Annotated in this window: 18 protein-coding genes and 3 pseudogenes; 7 read left to right on the top strand and 14 right to left on the bottom strand. The window is 42.2% G+C overall.

The genetic code is table 11. From position 1 onward, the window contains the following. On the bottom strand, nt 1–558 hold the full coding sequence (recR, locus tag V7K62_RS13705; RefSeq protein WP_334864764.1) for a recombination mediator RecR: 558 nt from the start codon (nt 556–558) through the stop codon (nt 1–3). 176 nt (nt 559–734) lie between these two features. Continuing rightward, nucleotides 735–818, bottom strand: a pseudogene (locus V7K62_RS13710) (photosystem II protein D1); the annotation flags it as partial. Between the two features lie 388 nt (nt 819–1,206). Between V7K62_RS13710 and V7K62_RS13715 the strand changes: the two are divergent. Next, a complete protein-coding gene (locus tag V7K62_RS13715; RefSeq protein ID WP_334864766.1) occupies nt 1,207–1,578 on the top strand; it encodes a DUF2237 family protein in 372 nt (123 codons plus the stop codon). A gap of 76 nt (nt 1,579–1,654) precedes the next feature. Here the strand turns inward: V7K62_RS13715 and V7K62_RS13720 are convergent, their stop codons facing one another. The 7 genes and pseudogenes from V7K62_RS13720 to V7K62_RS31550 form a co-directional block, all read right to left on the bottom strand. Then, on the bottom strand, nt 1,655–3,898 hold the full coding sequence (locus V7K62_RS13720) for a hybrid sensor histidine kinase/response regulator (protein WP_334864768.1): 2,244 nt from the start codon (nt 3,896–3,898) through the stop codon (nt 1,655–1,657). A gap of 4 nt (nt 3,899–3,902) precedes the next feature. Then, nucleotides 3,903–4,475, bottom strand: a complete 573-nt coding sequence (locus tag V7K62_RS13725) for a chemotaxis protein CheB (RefSeq protein WP_334864770.1) — start codon at nt 4,473–4,475, stop codon at nt 3,903–3,905. 64 nt (nt 4,476–4,539) lie between these two features. Further along, the gene (locus tag V7K62_RS13730) at nt 4,540–5,403 is read right to left on the bottom strand and encodes a metal ABC transporter permease (RefSeq protein ID WP_334864771.1); all 864 of its coding nucleotides are present in this window, start codon (nt 5,401–5,403) and stop codon (nt 4,540–4,542) included. Nucleotides 5,404–5,531: 128 nt separating this feature from the next. Continuing rightward, on the bottom strand, nt 5,532–6,311 hold the full coding sequence (locus V7K62_RS13735) for a metal ABC transporter ATP-binding protein (protein ID WP_334864773.1): 780 nt from the start codon (nt 6,309–6,311) through the stop codon (nt 5,532–5,534). A gap of 151 nt (nt 6,312–6,462) precedes the next feature. Next, complete coding sequence (locus tag V7K62_RS13740; RefSeq protein ID WP_334864775.1) at nt 6,463–7,464, bottom strand: metal ABC transporter substrate-binding protein; 1,002 nt, start codon at nt 7,462–7,464, stop codon at nt 6,463–6,465. Between the two features lie 277 nt (nt 7,465–7,741). Next, complete coding sequence (locus V7K62_RS13745) at nt 7,742–7,918, bottom strand: hypothetical protein (protein WP_334864777.1); 177 nt, start codon at nt 7,916–7,918, stop codon at nt 7,742–7,744. Between the two features lie 168 nt (nt 7,919–8,086). After that, a pseudogene (locus V7K62_RS31550) lies at nt 8,087–8,227 on the bottom strand (ISH3 family transposase); the annotation flags it as partial. Between the two features lie 1,148 nt (nt 8,228–9,375). Here V7K62_RS31550 and V7K62_RS13750 point away from each other — a divergent pair. The 5 genes from V7K62_RS13750 (at nt 9,376) to V7K62_RS13770 (ending at nt 13,791) form a co-directional block, all read left to right on the top strand. Then, nucleotides 9,376–9,876, top strand: coding sequence for a DUF2231 domain-containing protein (locus V7K62_RS13750; RefSeq protein ID WP_334864779.1), 501 nt, complete (start codon nt 9,376–9,378; stop codon nt 9,874–9,876). Further along, nucleotides 9,873–10,490 (top strand): DUF2231 domain-containing protein, encoded by a 618-nt coding sequence (locus V7K62_RS13755; RefSeq protein ID WP_334864780.1) that lies wholly within the window; start codon nt 9,873–9,875, stop codon nt 10,488–10,490. Before V7K62_RS13750 ends, V7K62_RS13755 begins: the two co-directional genes overlap by 4 nt. 32 nt (nt 10,491–10,522) lie before the next feature. Next, a complete protein-coding gene (locus V7K62_RS13760) occupies nt 10,523–11,437 on the top strand; it encodes a cytochrome c oxidase subunit II (protein ID WP_334864782.1) in 915 nt (304 codons plus the stop codon). Nucleotides 11,438–11,451: 14 nt separating this feature from the next. Then, nucleotides 11,452–13,113 (top strand): cytochrome c oxidase subunit I, encoded by a 1,662-nt coding sequence (gene ctaD / locus V7K62_RS13765; protein WP_334864784.1) that lies wholly within the window; start codon nt 11,452–11,454, stop codon nt 13,111–13,113. 75 nt (nt 13,114–13,188) lie between these two features. Further along, nucleotides 13,189–13,791, top strand: a complete 603-nt coding sequence (locus tag V7K62_RS13770; protein WP_334864786.1) for a cytochrome c oxidase subunit 3 — start codon at nt 13,189–13,191, stop codon at nt 13,789–13,791. Between the two features lie 113 nt (nt 13,792–13,904). Here V7K62_RS13770 and V7K62_RS13775 read toward each other — a convergent pair whose 3' ends face one another. The 3 genes from V7K62_RS13775 to V7K62_RS13785 form a co-directional block, all read right to left on the bottom strand. Continuing rightward, nucleotides 13,905–14,501, bottom strand: coding sequence for a hypothetical protein (locus V7K62_RS13775; protein WP_334864787.1), 597 nt, complete (start codon nt 14,499–14,501; stop codon nt 13,905–13,907). Between the two features lie 202 nt (nt 14,502–14,703). Further along, a complete protein-coding gene (locus V7K62_RS13780) occupies nt 14,704–16,056 on the bottom strand; it encodes a helix-hairpin-helix domain-containing protein (protein WP_334864789.1) in 1,353 nt (450 codons plus the stop codon). A 227-nt stretch (nt 16,057–16,283) separates the two neighbouring features. Further along, nucleotides 16,284–16,409 (bottom strand): hypothetical protein, encoded by a 126-nt coding sequence (locus tag V7K62_RS13785; protein ID WP_334864791.1) that lies wholly within the window; start codon nt 16,407–16,409, stop codon nt 16,284–16,286. Between V7K62_RS13785 and gatA the strand changes: the two genes are divergently transcribed. Then, a complete protein-coding gene (gene gatA, locus V7K62_RS13790) occupies nt 16,408–17,868 on the top strand; it encodes an Asp-tRNA(Asn)/Glu-tRNA(Gln) amidotransferase subunit GatA (RefSeq protein WP_334864793.1) in 1,461 nt (486 codons plus the stop codon). The two genes, V7K62_RS13785 and gatA, sit on opposite strands and share 2 nt — an antisense overlap. A gap of 474 nt (nt 17,869–18,342) precedes the next feature. On the opposite strand, the pseudogene V7K62_RS13795 reads toward gatA, so the two are convergent. Further along, nucleotides 18,343–19,156: pseudogene (locus V7K62_RS13795) on the bottom strand (ISAs1 family transposase); the annotation flags it as partial. A 217-nt stretch (nt 19,157–19,373) separates the two neighbouring features. Continuing rightward, nucleotides 19,374–21,504: beta strand repeat-containing protein (locus V7K62_RS13800; RefSeq protein ID WP_334864795.1), on the bottom strand; the 2,131-nt coding region annotated here is incomplete at its 5' end.

Raw genomic sequence — 21,504 nt, forward strand, 5'->3', positions numbered from 1 at the left:
TCACTCTAACTCCCGGCGTCCTTCCAACGCCCTCGCCAAAGTTACTTCATCTGCATACTCCAAATCGCCACCCACAGGTAAACCAAAAGCAATCCGCGTCACCTTGGTAAATGGTTTCAATAGCTGACCGATATACAGGGTTGTTGTCTCCCCTTCTATACTCGGACTAATTGCGAGAATTACTTCTTGAGGTTTTTGCTGACTCACCCGGCGCTGCAAAGCTAGTATAGTCAACTGATCTGGCCCAATTCCATCAATTGGCGAAATCACCCCGCCCAAAACGTGATACTTGCCTTTGTATTCGCGGGTTTTTTCCAGCGCAATCACATCGCGAGGATCTGCTACAACACAAATAGTGCTATTGTCACGATTGGCATTGCGGCAAATTTCACAAACAGGTTCAGCAGATAAGTGAAAGCAAACAGAACACAAGCCTATCTGTTTTTTTGCCTCAATTAAAGCTTGTGCCAAAGCTTCGACTTCTGCTTCTGGTCGCTTCAAAATATGCAAAGCCAGTCGTTGGGCACTTTTGGGGCCAACTCCCGGTAGGCGTTGCAATTGTTCAATTAACCGTGCTAAAGGGCGTGCGTAAACCGTTGTCTTGTCTCCAGAATGTTTTTACCTTAACTATGATGACATTTTTATGTAATTTTTTTTTTGATCAAATACTTTCAAAACTAAAAAGCACCCTCTCGTAACAGAGGGCGCTTTCTCATTTAGCTAAACTTTACTATTTAACCGTTGATAGCAGGAGCGGTAAGAGCTACAGGAGCAAAATCACCAGCAGCCAAATCTAGAGGGAAGTTGTGAGCGTTACTTCTCTGGGAATAATAGCTTTGTATATTACCGCTATTCTAAAAAAATTAACCCTCAGCTTACCACTGAGGGCTTTTTTTGTTTGGCAAAATGGCATATCTGTAAATTAGAGGGTTGCTATGGTATTTGAGTAGGATACATTCCATGCGAAAAGTACTGACTTGCATTACCCCTGGTAGTTAGCCAGGGGTTTTATTTTTTATTTAAACTGAGAGCGATCGCTCTTAAATATTCTGCTGAGAAGTTTATTTTTAGCGGTTTTGATACAAGTGATTTTAGAATTCCCTGCTTTTCGGAATTAATGAGCGATCGCGATTTTAATTCAACCGGGGAACTGACAATAAATATAAACTTATATCAAGTGGAAAAATCAAGTACAACGAATTAACGATGACAGACGCTAAAAATGTAATCGATGGAAACCTAGAGGTTTGCTGTACTTCTCCCGTGACTGGGTTTTACCGCGACGGTTTTTGTCGTACAGGTGGTCAAGATTTCGGGTCGCATGTCGTATGTGCCCAAGTGACATCAGAATTCCTGGAGTTCACCAAATCGCGGGGGAACGACCTCAGCACACCTGTTCCTGATTTTAATTTTCCTGGATTGAAGCCTGGCGATCGCTGGTGTTTATGTGCTTCTCGCTGGCAAGAAGCTCTCGACGCTGGTGTTGCTCCACCCGTAATACTTTCAGCAACCCATGCTAGAGCTTTGGAAGTGGTTTCTCTAGACGAACTGAAAAAACATGCTCTAACTTCGTCTTGATTGGGCATTGGGCGAAACAGTTGGGCGAAACAGTTCCGTTAACAGCACTCAGCACTACTACTTCCCCAATTCCAAATCAACTCACTGGAACTTCCAGAGGTATTTCTAATACATGGGCAACCGCAGCAATCAATTTAGTGGGGTCAATTGGCTTAGATAAATGGTGCTGAAACCCTGCTGAAAGCGCTTTTAAGCGGTCTTCCTCTCGCGTGTACGCTGTTAAAGCGATCGCTGGGATGCGTCCACCTTTTTCTGGTTCTAAAGAGCGCAGTTTCCGAATCAGCGTGTAACCATCTTGCTCTGACATCCCAATGTCGCTAATTAGGATATCTGGTTTTGCTTGTTCAAGTACTGCTAGCGCTTCATCAACTGATGCTACCGCAGTGGCAAAAGCCCCGTACTCCTCAAACATAAAACTAAGAAAGTTACGGGTATCTGCTTCGTCATCTACAACTAAAACTCTTAATCCAGCAAGGGGCGTCGAAGCCACAGGGGAAGAAATTTCTCCTGTGGCTTCTCTACTCGCTCTGCTACCCCTATGGTCTTGTAGCAGCGGTAGTCTCACAGTAAAGGTTGCTCCTTGTCCACTACCTAAACTTTGGGCAAAGATTGTACCCTTGTGCAGTTCTACTAGATGACGGACGATCGCTAATCCTAGTCCTAGTCCATTGTGCGATCGCGTTGTGGTGCTGTCTGCTTGTCGGAAACGCTCAAATACTTTGGGTAAAAACTCAGAACTGATACCGATGCCTGTATCTATAACTTGAATTTGAGCATACTGGGATTTGGAATTTGGAATTTGGGATTTTAGATTACTGCTTTCATCAGTGTTTGAAGAGTCTAAATTTTCACCATCAGATCCCAATCCAAAATTGTTCGACTGACTTGTACTGATCGTTGTTCTTGGCGCAGCCTCTGTCTGCGACACGCTGCGCGAACGTAGAGAAGTAGCGTTCCCGCCGTTGGCGTAGCGTTCCGCAGGAAAGTCTAAAATCGAAAATCCAAAATACTTTGACAGTCTGACTTCCACCTTACCACCTTTAGGGGTAAACTTAATAGCATTAGTTAGTAGGTTCCAGACAATTTGCTGTAAACGGGCTGGATCGCCATAAACTGACCCTACCGAAGTATCCAGCACAGTATTTAATTGAATATCTTTTGGCTCTGCCAGGGGACGCACTGCCTCTAAAGCTGCCTCCATCACCGATATCAGATTCACCGCAGATACATTTAACCGCAACTGACCACGGATAATCCGGGATACATCCAAGATATCCTCAATTAGTTGCATCTGAGATATGGCGTTGCGTTCGATCGCCTCCAAAGCGCGGGAAGTGGCTTTTTCGTCAAGTTTCTTGGCGCGGAGGATTTTTGACCAGCCCAGCATTGAGGTTAGGGGTGTGCGGAGTTCGTGGGAGAGAACAGCTAGAAACTCATCTTTCATCCGATTTGCGGCTTCTGCTTCCTGTCTTGCGGTCTGTTCTCGAATCACTTGAGCGCGGACTTCTTCTGCTTGCTTGCGTTCGGTAATATCTTCAAGGGTGCCTACATATCCCAGCAATTCTCCTTGACTGGAAAGCATCGGTGATGAGCGAACTTGAACCCAACGGGCGCTACCGTGGGGAGCTTGAAAGCGAAATTCTTCCGAGTAGTCCCGACCTTCACAAATGTAAGTAGACCAACTGGCGCTGGCTCGTTCTTTGTCTTCTGGATGAACAGATTCCAGCCATCTCTTTTCTAAACTCTCTGCGGCTTTCAAACCACAAATTACCTGATAGCGGGGATTAGTATATTTGCAGCCGCCTTCAGTATCAGTTTCAAAAATGCCAACGGGCGAGCAGGTACTTAGCGAGCGAAATCTCTCTTCGCTTTGCCTCAGTTCCGTATTCATAGCTACTAACTGCGCGGCTTGTTGCTTGACGGCTTCTGTTTTCTTAAATAGTTCTACGAATACTGTGACTTTAGAAGTCAAAATATTGGGGTCTAGTGGTTTGAGTAAATAATCAACTGCGCCCAAGGCATAGCCTTTAAATAGCATTTGGTCGCTGGTGCTAAAGGCGGTGAGAAAGATAATTGGAGTGTGACGCGATCGCCCCCGATTGCGAATTAAGGTAGCAGTTTCAAAGCCATCCATCCCTGGCATTTGCACATCCAACAAAATCACTGCAAAATCTTGATGCAGCAGACACCTCAAAGCTTCTTCCCCAGAAGTAGCTCTCACGAGATTCTCCCCTAGTTTTTCTAGGATTGCCTCTAGTGCCAGCAAATTTTCTAGTTTATCATCTACTAGGAGGATGTTTACTTTGGGTTCCATCTGCATCGGTTTATTTCTGTGATGAGTGACAAAGCTTGACCATCTGGGAAGCAATGTTTGAGAGTGTCAAAATCCAGTCTACTGTAACAGCAGAAATTGCGGCCTCTGGCATAACGTCGCTCTCCGCTGTGGCAGGTTCTTGTACAATAGTAATTCCTCCCCGCGCTTTTATTTTCTTCAGACCTTGCATACCATCTTGGTTTGCTCCTGTCAATATTACACCAATAACTTGCTCTGTGTAGACATCGGCTGCCGACTCAAACAGCACATCGATAGATGGTCGGGCATAACAAACAGGCTCATCAGTTGAAAGGGCAAAGTGACCTGGTTCAACCAGTAAGTGATAATCTGCTGGAGCTATGTAGATATGTCCTGGTAGTATTTCATCTTTGTCTTCCACTTCGCGAATTTTCAACAAAGTGGATTCTTGTAATAACTTCTGGAGTGTGTTATTAGACTCTTTGTGACGGTGTTGCACGATCGCGATCGGCACAGAGAAGTCTACTGGTAAATTACCCAGGACGATTTTCAATGCTGATAATCCACCTAAAGAAGTACCAATTACCACAATTTTAAATGACACTTGTTTCAGCCTCACACCTGCGGAATGGAGGTTACGTAAATAGCAAAGGGTATTTCATACTGAATCACTCAATGTTTTCTTGCTTCTTTGCTCTTACCAATAACCCATGTTTAGGTGCAAAAATCATTGCTACGACAAACAACAAGGTTTGCAACACAACTATGCAACCTCCAGTTGCACCATCGATATGATAGCTGATGTAAGTCCCCATAACACTAGAAAATACTCCAGATGCCATTGCAATTAGGATCATGTGGTCGAAACGGTCTGTTAATAAATAAGCCGTTGCTCCCGGAGTAACTAACATAGCTACAACCAAAATAATTCCCACTGTCTGGAGTCCGGCGACAGCAGTTAGCGAGAGTAATGATAGTAAAATATAGTGCAGCACTCCTGTGTTCAAGCCGATGGAACGTGCATGAGTGGGGTCAAAACAGAATAATAGTAGGTCTTTTCGTAAAATAGCTATTGTTACTAAAGTAATGACGCTAATAATCACCGTTTGAATAATGTCTTCATTAGAAATACCCAAGACATTGCCAAATAAAATGTGCGTCAAGTCTACGCTGCTGGGAGTTTTGGAAACTAGTACCAAACCCAGAGCAAAAAATCCTGTAAATACAAGTCCAATGACAGTATCTTCTTTAATTCTCGTCTTCGCTTTGATATAACCGATCGCAATAACTGAACCCACTCCAAAGACAAAAGCGCCCACAGCAAAAGGGATATTTAAAACATAAGCAATTACTACCCCAGGCATTACCGCATGGGAAACAGCATCTCCCATCAATGCCCAACCTTTGAGGGTCATAAAACAAGATAAAACAGAACAGACTACCCCAACTAAGGCACTTACACAAATTGCCTTCACCATGAATTCATGCTGTAGGGGCGTAGTTAACCAGTCTAAAAATGCAAGAGTATTCATATTTTTAACAATATTAATTATAGCGTTTACTGATCGCATGATATACATCATAGTCCCCTCATCGCTTGCGGGGAGGGGGTTGGGGGTGGGGTTCTTGTACCTCACTTAAGCGAGAACCGCTATAGTAATTAATCAGATTCATTTTGATTTCTGCGGATTATCTGACTTTTGCTGAGGGATAAATCTCCAAGGGAACCACCAAAAGTGCGTGAGAGATTTTCTTCTGTGAAGACTTCCGATGTATTACCATACGCTAAAATAGTACGGTTAATAAGTACTACTTGGTCGCAGAAAGTGGTGATAGACGCTAAATCATGGGTAGAAATCAAAATTGTATGACCTTCTTCTCGCAATTTCAGCAATAAATCAATCATCGTTTTTTCAGTTTTGATATCTACCCCAGTGAAAGGTTCATCTAATAGTAAAACCGTTCCCTGTTGTGCTAAAGCACGGGCGAGAAAGGCACGTTTTTTCTGTCCCCCAGAGAGTTCTCCAATTTGGCGATCGCGCATTGACCACATTTGCACTCTTTCCAAACTCTCCCTCACCACTCTGTGATCTTTCGCCGCCGGAATTCGCAGTATATTCATGTATCCATAGCGCCCCATCATCACCACATCATGGACACTTACTGGAAAATTCCAGTCTACTTCTTCTGATTGTGGTACATAAGCGACCAAGCTTTTTTTCTGTACAGTTTTTATCGGTAAACCATTAATCAAAACCCGTCCTGTAACTGGTTTCAAAAAACCCATAATTGCCTTAAATAGGGTTGATTTACCGCTACCATTCATCCCCACTAAACCACTAATTGAACCTGCTTGAATTTGCAAAGAAGCACCATGTAAAGCAACTTTGCCGTGGTAAGCAACTGTCAGATTTTCGACATCAATACTAATAGATTTCACTAAAAATCACCTCTAATATTAATCAGTATTTTGTAGTAAGCGGCTCTATCCCCATTTGCAAATGATTAACGTTTTTCAGAGAATCAAATAGGACTAAAGTCCTTACTACAAGCTAATTTTGAATAGTTTAGATTTATTCTTGCATACTTGCTCACTTTTCCTCTAATCCCTGAGTTAGAGTATTAATATTAAGTTCTAGCAACTTGAGATAAGTTGGTGCTGGCCCATTCGCTGGAGATAGGGAATCAACATAAAACACTCCACCAAACCTAGCTCCTGATTCTCTAGCTACTTGACGTTGCGCTCCATCGTTAACTGTACTTTCACAGAAAACTACAGGTATTTTATTTTTTTTAACTATATCAATGACTTTTTCTAGCTGTTTGGGAGTAGCTTGTTGTTCAGAGTTGACTGCCCAGAGATAAGCTTCTTTCAAGCCATAATCGCGGGTAATGTATGAAAACGCCCCTTCACAGCTTACCATATAGCGCTTGTCTGCTGGAACTACCGACACGCTTTTTCGCAGTTTCTCATCAACTTCCTTAATCTTTTGGCTGTATGCTTTGGCATTGGTATTATAAGTCTCTGCATTCGCTGAGTCTAAATTAACCAATGCCTTACGAATATTCTCTACGTAAATCAAGGCGTTTTGTGGTGACATCCAAGCATGGGGATTAGGTTTCCCTTTGTAAGCATCCTCCGTAATTTCCACAGGATTAATGCCCTCACTTAGGGTAACGTGAGGTACATTAGGAACGCTGTTATACAATTTCTGTGCCCAACGCTCTAAACTTAGACCATTGTTCAAAATTAGGTCTGCTTTTTGCGCCCTCACCAAATCACTAGGAGTTGGTTCGTAACCATGAATTTCTGCCCCTGGTTTGGTGAGAGATTCAACAATCGCCTTGTCTCCCGCCACGTTTTGCGCCATATCTGCGATCACTGTAAAGGTGGTAAGAACCACTTTTTTACCTTTTTTATCTAGGTTGCTGGTGCTAATTGTGCCTGGGTTTGGAGTTAACTGTGATTGAGAATTGGAGGTTGACGGGCTACACCCACCCAAACATAGCCCCAATAGCAGCCCCGACGCTACAGCCAATTTTTGTCCGTACTGCGGTAGTTGCATCTGAAAGTTATTGATATTAAATCTCATTATAGCAATTTCATAATCTTCTCACTTTTGTTTCACTTTAGCAGAAGGGAGATAAAAGTGAAAGAATATAGGAATCCGATTTGATTTATGAAAAAATCTAAGTATTAGCGTGGCAAGACTAAAATGTTGCATTAAAAATCTCTGAGAAATTCAAGTTTAAAAACATAATCGGATTTTTCTATTGCACAACTTTAGTCTTGCCACGCCACTACGTATATTTCAAAAATCAAATATGAGTCCTATATTCTTCAGCGATTGAATAGCCAAACTGATAACCTCAAAATTCATTTACCAAGATTGGTATGAATTCAAAGGGATAGCTATAGATAACTTCATGCCTATTGCCTGCTTCCGCCTCATCTGTTCTATGTGCGATCGCCATCCCCACTTCACCTTGACAGTTTGCCATTGCCACTAAAATTCTGACACGAATTCCTGAAAGTGAAATTTTCACCGCGATTTTAATCACCGCATCTAATTGGCGACGCGATCGCTCACAATACTGCTCATTCTCAATCTTCTTCTTGCGAAAGCCTTCATAGCGCGTCCCTAAATCTCCTCAATAATTGCTTGTAGGAACATTTTTTAAGACTTTGGTAGTGTTTTCAATGCTATCTCTTTAAGTAGCTGCTCGAATTAAAATTTCAAAGATATTTTGTTATTCACACTGGTCTTGAGTCTGAATTGGAATATGTTCTGTTAAACAGTTAACTACTTCGTTTAAGGTTTTACTATCAGTTAGAACTGGCTCCGTTGCATTCATAGCAAAACTAAATAATCCTCAATTTTGCTTCTTTACCTCCATACTTTACAAAAATTGCATACATACTACAGATCCAGAATTATCTTTTGGTGGGCGCGTTACCCTTAACTTTTATTAATTAATTTTACTTATTTAGACTTGCTCAAGGAGTTTACTAAAAAATGTATCTCAGAATACGGTTTTTTTGACAATAGTCGGTTTTATAGGTATCGCTCTGTGCGCGATCGCAAAAGTTTTCGGTCTACTGCTCCTACCAGGAAAAACCCGTCTACGTAAAAACCGGTTCCTAACAGTTAAAAAGACAGCAACTCCAACCCACAAGGAAGCATCTATAGCTGTTTACAAAGATTGTTCAAACTTTCAGCCAGTCTCTTATTAACTCAGCAGTGCTGGGTCATTTTACATTGCTTAGTCTAAATTCCAGTGAAAAGAATATTAGAGGAAAAAAGCGAACCTGTTGCAATAAACTGTATTTCTAAGTTCTGACTTAAGCTTGATTCTTTCCTTTTCTCATTTTAAGGAGCTTTTTGAATGGTTTAAAAATTTTTGTTGTTTGCATCACAAACAAATATTTTATTATTGTGAAATAGCTTACAGACAAATCTTGTATTTAGGTTTTTTAGTATTTTGATTAATGCAAAAATAAATACATTATGGAAATATTAGTTTGTTAACTAACTAACTTTTAAAAGTTTAATATTTATTGTTTTGACAATTCATAAAAATTTACTTAAGCTAAAGGATAGGTTAAGCAAATCAACAAACGGCAGCAATTTGATTTAGCTACATCCAGAATTGTTGTTGCAGACTATTGGCATGAGGAAATGAATCAAAATCAAAATTATTCTATGTAGGCAATTTAACCAGATTGGGCTACAAAAAGCTAAGAGATGATTAAGCGTATTGCACCGCGCAGATATTGAACAGATTTCGGTCAATTATGGATGGATACTTGTGGTGATGTTAGTGAGTGTCCATCAATTATTGAAGTTTGACTAGTGATTTTAGATTTTTGATTAGGGTCTTCTAGTTTATATCTCGTCTGGGACGGAATAAATCTAAAAGACGCTCGCTAAGACTGCGCGATCGCCAATCCAAAATCCAAAATTTATTGACCAAAGTGCGGTAGATATGTCCAGGAGAAGACGATGATTGAGTATTTGACATCCTTGAACGACCACAATTTGCCCTATCCAGATACGATTCATCCCATCGTTGTCCACTTCGTAATTGCGATGGTGTTGTTTTCCTTCTTCTGCGATGTAATTGGGTATTTTACTGGTAAATCCGGTCTTTTTGAGGTGAGTTGGTGGAATATGTTAGTTGCCACGATCGCCATCTTCGTCGCGATTATTTTTGGTCAGTTTGAAGCAGGATTAGCACAGCCTTACAGTTTAGCGAAATCGGTGCTGAATTTACATACGCTAATTGGTTGGTCGCTTTCAGGAATTATCACAGCGATTACAGCTTGGCGCTATGTAATTCGTGCCCGTAACCCGCAAAAAGTACCGATTTATTATTTGGGAGCCGGACTAATTTTAACCTTAATAGTTGGCTTACAAGTATATCTCGGCGATGAGCTTGTTTGGGTATATGGATTGCATACCGTACCAGTTGTGGAAGCAGTAAAGGATGGTCTGTTGCGATGAACTCAGAATTAATTGACCAATTGAGCGGCTCTCTAGGCGCAAACGGATTACCTTACACAATTCCCATTCATCCCAACTTAGTCCATCTGACAATAGGTTTGTTCATCATTGCGATGACCTTTGATATTGTTGGTGTTCTGTTCCCCTTTGAAAAATGGGTCTTCAAATTTTTAGCAATTACTGTGGAACGTGACAACTTATTTAATGTTGGCTGGTACAACATGCTAGCTGCCAGCATCATTACATTTTTCACAGTGGCAGCAGGCTTTTACGAAATGCTGTTGGCAGCACCACCAGCTGATCTGAAGAGTGCCTGGGGATTACAGGCAATGGAAACTATGCTTTGGCATGGTGTGGGTGGTGTGTTCTTATTAGCGCTGATTGTTGGCATGACCATCTGGAGAGCATGGCAGCGCTTCGTTTGGGGCAAACAAGAATATAAACAGACAGATAGAGAAGTGCAATGGATCTATCTGTTCGCAGGGATAGCAATCATGTTCATTCTGTACATCCACGGCACACTAGGAGCGCAACTAGCCGCCGAATTTGGCGTACACAATACAGCAGATAATTTGCTGCGATCGCACCAAGACCTCAACACAACACTCAAGTAAGTCATTTGCCCAATGCCCAATAACCAAAGACCATGAAAATCCAGAAGATTTTAAATATTTTGACGCTGCTTACAGGCGCGATCGCAGTGACTGTTACCAGTCTCTGGATCGGTAAACAGGCTTACTCCTGGCTTCCTCCCCAAGCAGCAGCCGAATCCCTACTCATTGATGATTTGATTAGCTTCTTAGTAACCCTCGGTGCCTTCATCTTCTTGGGAGTAACAAGTACTCTGATGTATTCTGTCATCTTCCATCGGGCAGTCAAAGATGACTTCACTGACGGCCCCCCGATTGAAGGTAATATCACCCTAGAAGTTGTCTGGACAGCAATCCCAATTCTCTTGGTGTTTTGGATTGCAAGCTACAGCTACCAAGTTTACGAACAAATGGGAATTCAAGGCCCATCGGAAATAGTTCACTTGCATAATCCGCTGGCAATGGAATCAGCTTATGCAGCACCAGCTAAAGCCTTAGCAGAACCAGTTGAAAAAATCGACGTACTAGCTAAACAGTGGGCGTGGGTTTTTCATTACCCAGAAAGAGATATTACCAGTACCGAATTGCATTTACCTAGCGATCGCCGGGTACGTTTAGCACTGAAATCACAGGATGTTTTGCACGGCTTCTATATTCCTGCCTTCCGCCTCAAGCAGGATATTATTCCTAACCACGCGATCGACTTTGAATTTACTCCCATCCTTCCCGGACAATACCGATTGACCGATTCTCAATATAGCGGTACATACTTTGCGACGATGCAAGCGAATGTAATCGTTGAATCTCCTGAAGATTATCAGCAATGGCTAGCGCAAGCTGCAACCCAAAAGCCATCCCCAGCAAAGAATCAAGCAGCCTCTGAGTATGCTCAAACATCTAATCAATCAGTCCAAACAGGTTGGGTTACAGTTCCACCTGCTGCACCTCCTCTAGTCAATTCACCTGGTTGAAAGGAAAGTAACCCATGACTAATGTTCCTATTGAAGGCATCCTTCTCCCTGATGAGAAGCATAACCACGAATCTCCGAGTAGCTGGAAAGAATACTTCAGCTTTAGTACTGACCATAAGGTAATTGGTATCCAGTATCTCGTTACCTCATTTTTCTTCTTTCTCGTCGGCGGTATATTTGCGATGGTGATGCGGGGAGAACTGATGACACCCGAATCAGATTTAGTCGATCGCACCGTCTATAACGGGATGTTCACCATGCACGGCACCATAATGCTGTTTTTATGGACATTTCCCTCCCTAGTTGGTTTTGCTAACTATCTCGTGCCTTTAATGATTGGGGCGCGAGATATGGCATTTCCTCGCCTGAACGCCGTCGCCTTTTGGATGGTACCAGTAGTTGGGATTTTGATGATGGGTAGCTTCTTTGTCCCTGGAGGTCCTGCCCAAGCCGGTTGGTGGTCTTACCCGCCAGTCAGTCTCCAGAATCCCACAGGTAACTTAATTAATGGTCAAGTTATCTGGCTCTTGGCGGTGGCAATATCCGGCGTATCCTCAATTATGGGGGCAGTCAACTTTGTCACCACAATCGTCAAGATGCGGGCCCCAGGCATGGGCTTCTTTCGGATGCCCTTGTTTGTCTGGGCAGTATTTAGCGCCCAGATCATCCAACTATTCGGACTACCTGCACTGACAGCTGGTGCGGTGATGCTGCTACTCGACCTCACAGCTGGCACCGCCTTTTTCGACCCCGCCAAGGGTGGGAATCCAGTTATGTTCCAGCATTACTTCTGGTTCTACTCCCACCCCGCCGTTTACGTGATTATTTTGCCTGTATTCGGCATTTTCTCCGAAATTTTCCCAGTTTATTCACGTAAACCCCTATTTGGTTACAAAGTAGTTGCCGTTTCATCTATCTTAATTGCCATAGTTAGCGGTATTGTTTGGGTACACCACATGTACGTCAGTGGTACTCCTGGCTGGATGCGGTTGATTTTCATGCTGACAACGATGTGTGTATCTGTCCCCACAGGAATTAAAGTATTTGCTTGGGTGGCAACTATTTGGGGCGGTAAACTGCGGCTAAATACCGCCATGCTTTTCGCCTTGGGCGGATTAATCATGTTTGTCTTCGCTGGCATCACAGGCATCATGCTTTCCTCAGTGCCAGTCGATGTCCACGTTAACAATACTTATTTTGTAGTGGGACACTTCCACTACGTCCTCTACGGCACCGTGACAATGGGCTTATTTGCTGCCATCTATCACTGGTTCCCCAAAATGACTGGGCGGATGTACTCCGAAAGCTGGGGTAAAATCCACTTCTGGTTAGCCTTCATCGGCACCAACCTCAACTTTTTGCCCATGCACCCATTAGGATTGCAAGGGATGTTACGCCGAGTTGCTTCCTACGCCCCAGAGTATCAATTCTGGAACATCATCGCTAGCCTCGGTGGATTCCTCTTAGGAATGTCCACCTTGCCCTTCATATTCAACATGGTGATTTCTTGGATGCAAGGCGAGAAAGCACCCGCTAACCCTTGGCGAGCAATTGGACTAGAGTGGTTAGTTTCTTCACCCCCCCCAGTAGAAAACTTTGAAGAAACTCCCATCATCATCTCCGAACCCTACGGCTACGGCAAATCAGAACCCTTAACAGCCAACCTCCCAGAATAACCCAAAAACCCTCCGCGCACCTCCGCGCTTCCCTCCGCGTACCTTTGCGTTTCAAACTCCCCCTCAAAAACCAAAATGGACAGCTATATAAATTCCCACGAATTGCCCCACACAGCCGCAGAACATACCCACGACGAAGAAGGCAACAAAATGTTTGGCTTCATTGTCTTCCTCCTCTCAGAAAGCGTCATCTTCTTAAGTTTTTTCGCCGGATATGCCATCTACAAAACAACAACACCTAACTGGCTACCAGCAGGTGTTTCTGGACTAGAAGTAAAAGAACCGGCAATCAACACAGTAATTCTGGTTGCTAGTAGCTTTGTAATTTACTTAGCAGAACGCGCCCTTCAACGCCATGACTTAGTGAAATTTCGCCTATTTCTCTTGGCAACAATGGCAATGGGAACTTACTTTTTAGTTGGACAGGCGATTGAATGGAACGGCCTCACCTTTGGTTTCACATCAGGGGTATTTGGTAGCACATTCTATCTTCTAACAGGCTTCCACGGTTTGCACGTTTTCACAGGTATTTTGTTGCAGTTGATAATTTTGGTACGTTCTTTCCTACCTGGCAACTACGACACAGGTCACTTCGGCGTCAATGCAACTTCATTGTTTTGGCACTTCGTCGATGTTATCTGGATTATTTTGTTTATCCTTATCTATGTTTGGCAGTAAAGATTGATGGAAGAAAAACCCAGAGAAATTATCTGGGTTGGTGTATGGGGCATTGTTAATTACTTCTATGCCCCATACACCATTCACTGTAAGAAGTATACTTAGCTCTCGTCTCAACCTTTTAAATTAACCTTCTCCTCAAACTTTGACACATCTTGATGAGATAAAAATTTTTCACTACTGTGATAACTTCTTCGCCATTGTTCGAGCTTATCTATAGATATTGATTTAGATATGACATTCACACCATTTCCTCGCCAAGCAACTTCTGCATCTGTTGTGAAAACCCCGCACTCTAATTGATCTAGCCTCATATTCCAATATTCGCTAAACCGACCTTTTAAAGTAATAACTTGCTCAAATACCTTGTTTCTATGCTTATTTCTTCTTTTTCGTTCTGTTGCTCCAGTTGCTTCTGTATCAATAAACTTAGTTTCAATTAAAAACAGACTACCTTTAAAGGTCAGAAAGACAAAATCACACTTCCCTAAATCTGTATAATCTGAAATTGGAGACTTTTCAAATAACAGCAATTCAACGCATGAGGGAAATAATTCTTTAATATTCAGAAATAAATAAGCTTGCAATAGAAGTTCCTTATCATAAGGAAATAATATTACTCCTTCAAAAAATTTTTGAATGTCCTCGTGAGTTTGGGGTTGAATTCTTTTACAGTATGAAACAAATTTATGTAGCTCGTTTACAATCATCAAGTTCTAACTCCTTCCCCCGGTCGCAGCCTTAAGGGTATTAGCATAAAAAGATACCACTCCCTCAAGGAAATTATCATCCGCATAAGTAACTAAAAAAACGATTATAATCCTCAATACTTAAGACAATTTACTGTTGACAGTTCAATAAAACTAATTTTTAAGCTGCTTTTCAGTATTGGTGGATTCTTCACTTCTGGCATCAGCTACCAGTCAGCGATTTTATATGAGCAGGAAAACTGGCGTTTTGCAAAGCTTGAACGGTTATTCTAGAATCTTGTACGCAAAATTGCCAACCCAAGCGAACAAATTTATGGGAATTTTCAGTTTTGATAATTCCGATTACTGGCATTTTTGCCTTTTCTTTGTCTACTGAGTGGTCTTGCAAAATTGTTTTTAAGCGATGTAGGTAATCGATATCACCTGCTTGCTGAGGGTTTAACTCCACCATCACCATTTGTACTGTTTCTACTGGTTCTGCATCTTCAAGGATAAATTGAGTTTGCTCGTCACGTCGATCTACTTTTCCCCAAATAATCAATCTCGTATCAACTTGGAGTATGGAACTAATACGTTCATAAGTTTTCGGAAAAACTACAGCTTCTGATTGTGTAGTTAGGTCTTCTATTTGCAAGATTGCCATCTGATCGCCTTTTTTTGTCACGACTTTTTTGACGTTATTTAACATGACAACTGCACAAAGCCTTGTTTCTTCCCTTTGCTCTCCCAGTTGCGAAAGGTTAATTGGTGTCAAAAGTGGTGCTATTTGTCGTAAGGATTTCAGTGGATGATCTGATACATAAAAGCCTAATAATTCTTTCTCCTTTTGCAACTTTTCCTGTGGGGTAAAATCCATTATAGGTTTAGATTTTGGAGCAGTTTCAAAGGCATTACTTGCTCTCTTGTTTTGAGTCGAAGAAAATCCTTCACCTAATAAATCAAACAGATTCCCTTGACCACTGGCTCTATCTTTCGCACGAGATTGTGCCCAATCATACACTAATTCTGAGTCATTAATTAACTGTTGGCGGTTGGCTTCAATTTTGTCAAAGGCTCCACAATAAATCAGCGACTCCAAAGTTCGGCGGTTAACAGCACGTAAATCCACGCGATCGCAAAAATCAGCAAGGGATTTAAACTCTCCTGTCTCATTCCTCGCCTCTAAAATACAAGCGATCGCATTTTGTCCCACGTTACGCACCGCCGAAAATCCAAACAGAATCTTTCCTGCCGTTGGCGTAAAATCAACACCAGAACGATTAATATCTGGCGGATCTATGGAAATCGCCATATTTGTACAGTTAGTAATGTATCTCTGTACCTTATCGGTATCACCACTGTTAGCCGTTAACAGTGCCGCCATATATTCCAATGGGTAATTAGCTTTTAAATATGCTGTTTGATAAGTTACATAACCATAGGCAGTGGAATGGGATTTATTGAAGCAATTGGAAGCTATTAAGCCATTTTTGATCGTAAAATTATGGTCACGCGCAAGCCCAATGTCATAGACATTTTGTTTACCCAAATATTTACGTGTGGCTATTTTGATCATCCTACCCTACCTCGAAAAATTTTTGCGAAATTGATAAATTTATGAAGTTTGTAGTATTAATAAGGCTTGTAATACAAAATTATATCACTAGAAAACACTGCTATACTCTTACACAAAAGTAGCCAATATATATCAAAACTTTGGCAAACTATTCAATAGATGGTTGGTAGCCATCTATTTGCTGTTTTCAAAACTTATTAAACATATTTCAATACATATTAATCCGCTTAGTCAGATGAATGGGGAGTGGGAAGCAAAGGAGAATAACCAATGCTCCATGCCCAATAACCAATACCCAATTTCGGCCAATATGTACTAGAATCAATGACTTGAGTCACAAAGAGAGCAATCATGGCATCCATCCGCGAGTTGCACCAACAGCTGGTTAAAAAAGAACGTTCTGCCGTTGAAATTACCCAAGAAGCTTTAGAGCGCATTCAAGCGTTAGAGCCGAAATTGCACAGTTTTTTATGTGTGACGGCAGATCGGGCATTAGAGCAGGCTGGTGCTGTGGATGCCAAAATTGCTGCGGGAGAAGAAATTGGGCTGTTAGCAGGGATTCCTGTGGGTATTAAGGACAATATGTGTACCAAGGGAGTTCCTACCACCTGCGCCTCCCGGATTTTGGAAAATTTTGTGCCGCCTTATGAATCAACGGCGACGCAAAAATTGGCAGATGCTGGGGCGGTAATGGTAGGCAAAACCAACTTGGATGAGTTTGCAATGGGTAGTTCCACAGAAAACTCTGCCTACCAAGTTACGGCTAATCCTTGGGATTTGTCACGAGTTCCAGGTGGTTCTTCAGGGGGTTCGGCGGCGGCGGTGTCGTCCCAAGAATGTGTAGTTGCTCTCGGTTCTGATACTGGCGGTTCGATTCGCCAACCTGCGTCTTTCTGCGGTGTTGTGGGGATGAAACCAACTTATGGTTTGGTTTCCCGTTATGGTTTGGTGGCTTACGCTTCGTCTTTAGATCAAATTGGGCCATTTGCAAACACGGTAGAAGATGCGGCAATATTATTAAGTGCGATCGCAGGTTACGATCCTAAAGACTCTACCAGCCTAAAAGTTGACATTCCCAACTATGCTGCTAGCTTAAAACCAGACTTCAAACCCAGAGGTCAGCTAAGAATTGGTATCATTAAAGAAACTTTTGGTGAAGGTTTAGACGCTGTAGTGGAACAAGCTGTTACCAAAGCAGTAGATCAACTACAAAGTTTAGGAGCGGAAATTCATATAGTTTCCTGTCCCCGCTTTCGCTATGGCTTACCCACCTACTACATCATCGCCCCATCAGAAGCATCAGCAAACCTGGCTCGTTATGATGGCGTTAAATATGGTTATCGCGCTCCTGATGCGGATAATCTGCTATCGATGTACACTCGTACCCGTGCCGCTGGTTTTGGTACAGAAGTCAAACGCCGGATTATGATTGGCACTTATGCCCTTTCAGCTGGTTATTATGACGCCTACTACTTGAAAGCACAAAAAGTCCGTACCTTGATTAAGCAAGACTTTGAAAAGGCTTTTGGTGCGGTTGATGTGTTAGTTTGTCCCACATCTCCCACTACAGCATTCAAAGCAGGGGAAAAAACTACTGACCCCTTGAGCATGTATTTAACTGACTTAATGACTATTCCTGTGAATCTTGCTGGTTTACCTAGTTTAAGTTTGCCATGTGGTTTTGACGATCAGGGGCTACCGATAGGATTACAGCTAATTGGCAATGTGCTGCGAGAAGACCAACTGTTTCAGGTAGCTTATGCTTATGAGCAATCTACTACTTGGCATCTGCGAAAACCGCAAATATCTTGAAAATAGGTATGGGGCAATTCAATTTTAGATTTTGGATTGACGATAGCGGAGCGTTAGCGAGTCCGCGATAGCGAGTATTCGAGCGTCGCGTCTTTGGGATTAAATTTCAATCTAAAATCCAAAATCCAAAATCCAAAATCCAAAATCTAAAATTCTTACTCCTCTGCTCTCTCATCTCCTCACTCCCCACTCTCTCTGCCTTTTTGGTCATTTGTTAGTCCAGGGCGAACGCATCTTATTTACTAATAAAAACTAAGATAAATTTCAAAATGACATAGAGAATTGTAAAATTTGATGAAATGATAACTAAAATAAATCGATTCTTTTTGAAAAACCAGAATCAGCTTATCTGAGCATAAATCACTATTTATTAATACTAAAATAACTCAATATTCGAGTCAATAAAAGTGTGTTGATATAGAGAAAAAGTGAAATATTTCCTAAAAAATCAAATTGAATTTCTGATATATAAATTTAAGCTAACGCTAAAACTCTTGCTAAATACTTATCATCCATCGCAGCGATAAACTGTTTGTTTTTTATTCCACGTTTCACACGCTTCTCTTGATTTAAAAGATTAACTGCAATATGTCTGAGAATTGCAATATTCTGTGGAGCATTATCTTTTCTAATCCGACAGTCATCTTCCCCCAAGCCAACATCTAATATCCAATGTAATGAATTCTCAATTCCCCAATGACTACGAACAGAATTACCAAATTGTTTAGCATTTGACTCAAGACTACTGATAAAATAACGAGTTTCAACTGTTGTTTCACCATTTAATGAACGGACGGATTCTACCATCCCAACACTATTAAAGTTTGACCAAACCGAACCTGGGTTAAGCTGAGACTGAATTTGAGATAACATCACATAGTTGCGAATTTCGTAACGACCATGCCCCATCTCTTCTGTTTTATATGTACTATGTTGAATCCCCTGAAAACCCGTACTTATGCCTAGTTGGAATAGCTTTTCGACTTCATCATAAAGATTTACTTGGTTCTTTTTTAATGGAATTACATAATCTGCATAATGCTAGAGTGATTAACTTCACAATTTATTTTTGGCAACCTATTGCATCAATTGTCACGATACATCCAGACAGTTCTAATACTTTTAATAATTCGGGAATTGCTGTAATTTCATTGGATTTCTCATCCACCTTCACTTGCCCCAACACCAATCTATTTGTATTTGCCCATGCACTCACCATCACAATTGCACTTTGGTCAAGACTTTTATCATAAGAGCCACGTAAAGTTTTTCGGCACAGCGCTAATAAAGATTAACCAACCACAAAATTGTTAGCTCGATATTTTGTGTGACCGGAAGAGGCGGGGGGAGCAAGCCGTTTCCCCCTGCGTGGAATGAAGGGGGGAACATGGGTGCAAGCCCCGTCCTGGAAGGACGCTCAGACTGGGGCGGAGTACAGAGAGCTTCTCTGTCTCAGTCTCTCCCCCAGCAAATAGCCCCCTGCTCCCGAAGCTCTTTATGACAAACTATGCTTGCAACAGAAAATCTGATGCCGTAAGAGTTGGCGCACCAGTTAAAGTTGCAAATAGACCAGCACTACCATTTTGGTTGTAAAATAACTGCCCACTCACAGAATCGTAGACAATTGTCGCCGTGCTAGTCCCCGCATTAGAAGTGATTTGGAAATCATTAGCATTACTAAAACCAGTTCCGGCAGCAGAAGTAATTGCACCAAAGGTAGTCTTATCCAGTACAATCTTGTCACCTTCAGAACTCTTGAAGTCAGTAATAGCATAAATCCCAACAGCAGCGCTAGAAAACTCAGCATTAGTGTTGTAAAGGAATTTGTCAGCACCTACACCACCAATGAGAACATCATTGCCATTGCCACCCACAAGAGTATCATTCCCTTCAGAACCAATGAGAACATCATCGCCTAACCCACCCCGCAACAGGTCATTGCCACTATTACCATTAATGATGTCATTACCCCCTTGACCATTAATCACATCATTGGAGTTGTCAAAACCTGCGACATTATTATTCAGGTCATTGAGGAAGGTGACGGTGTTCTTGTTAAACAGATTTGTTTGAGTAGAATTGGCATTGAAGACATCAAAACTGTCAGTTACATTAGTCTGTCCATCAAACAGAATATTGCCAATAGCAGGTCGTGAACCCTTTGCTGGAACATTATCCAGGTTTTCTAATTGGAAGTTTTGCAGAGTAACTTTGGGAGAATCCACATCCAAAAAGGTGAGTTCTAGGTTATTACCATTTTGAGTTAATTGCAGATTTTGGGCAGTTAAACCACTACCAATAAATTGCAAAGTATCCAATTGGCTAATCATCGTTGTTGATGGATTTGAACCAATGCCGATTCCCGCAAAATCTGTAATGGTGTCATTGCCATCGCCAAGACCTAAGACAAAAGTATCATTGCCAGCACCACCGGAAATATTATCGTTACCATTGCCACCAGCGATCGCATCATTCCCTGGAGTGCCAGAAATAGTATCATTTTCGTTAGTACCAGTGATGTTAGCACCAACTGCGATCGCAACTCTAGCAGTACTAGTCAGGCTACCATCGCTGATGGTGTAGTTGAAGTTGGCATTGCCACTCAAGCCATTAAATGGGGTAAAGACAATGAAATCATCCGCCAAGTTGCCCACAGTGCCGTTATTATTCAACACAGCAGTACCGTTGGTTGCACCAGTTACAGCAGTAATGCTGAGGTTATTGATATCGATGTCAGTATCATTAGCCAGCAGAGTACTAGCAAGGATGGTTACGGGAGTATTAAAACCATTGGTGAGACTATCATTAACTGCTACAGGTGCGTCATTGACTCCGTTAATGGTCAAGTTGACGCTGGCTGTATTAGTCAAGCTACCATTGCTGATAGTGTATGTAAAGCTGTCAGTGGCTCTTTCATCGACAGCCAAACTTTCAAATGAAGCATTGGGGTCATAGGTCAAGCTGCCATCAACATTCAGGGTAACTAAAGCACCAGAACTCAGGGTAATGGCAGTGCCAACAGCAATTGTATTACCATCGACAGCCGACACCGTTAGAGAGTTGCGATCGTTGGCTAAGACCTCTATGTTAACAGCAGTATCTTCGTCGGTGGTAGCGCTGTCATTAACCGCAACAGGAGGTTTATTAGTAGGTGTGGAAGATGCAAAACCAAAGACCACGTAGCTCTCCCCGGCATAATTCTGACCGTTGGGGTCGGCCAAATTTGCCCCGATAATCAGGTCATCGAAGCCGTCGCCGTTGATATCCCCCGCACTGCTGACAGGAAAGCCTGAGAAGTCACCCGCATCAATGCCGTTAATCACAAAGCCGTTGCTGCCATTGAGTGAGGAGAAGTTGAGTTGGGCATCAAAGCCACTATTGCTGCCAAACACCACGTAGCTTGACCCGGCACGATCCTGACCGTTGGGGTCGGCCAAATTTGCCCCGATAATCAGGTCATCGAAGCCGTCGCCGTTGATATCCCCCGCACTGCTGACAGAACCGCCTGAGAAGTCACGCGCATCAATGCCGTTAATCACAAAGCCATTGCTGCCATTGAGTGAGGAGAGGTTGAGTTGGGCATCAAAGCCACTATTGCTGCCAAACACCACGTAGCTTGACCCGGCATAATTCTCG

Origin of the sequence: Nostoc sp. (genome assembly GCF_036917935.1) — a bacterium.
In the GTDB taxonomy this organism is placed as follows: Bacteria; Cyanobacteriota; Cyanobacteriia; order Cyanobacteriales; family Nostocaceae; genus Nostoc.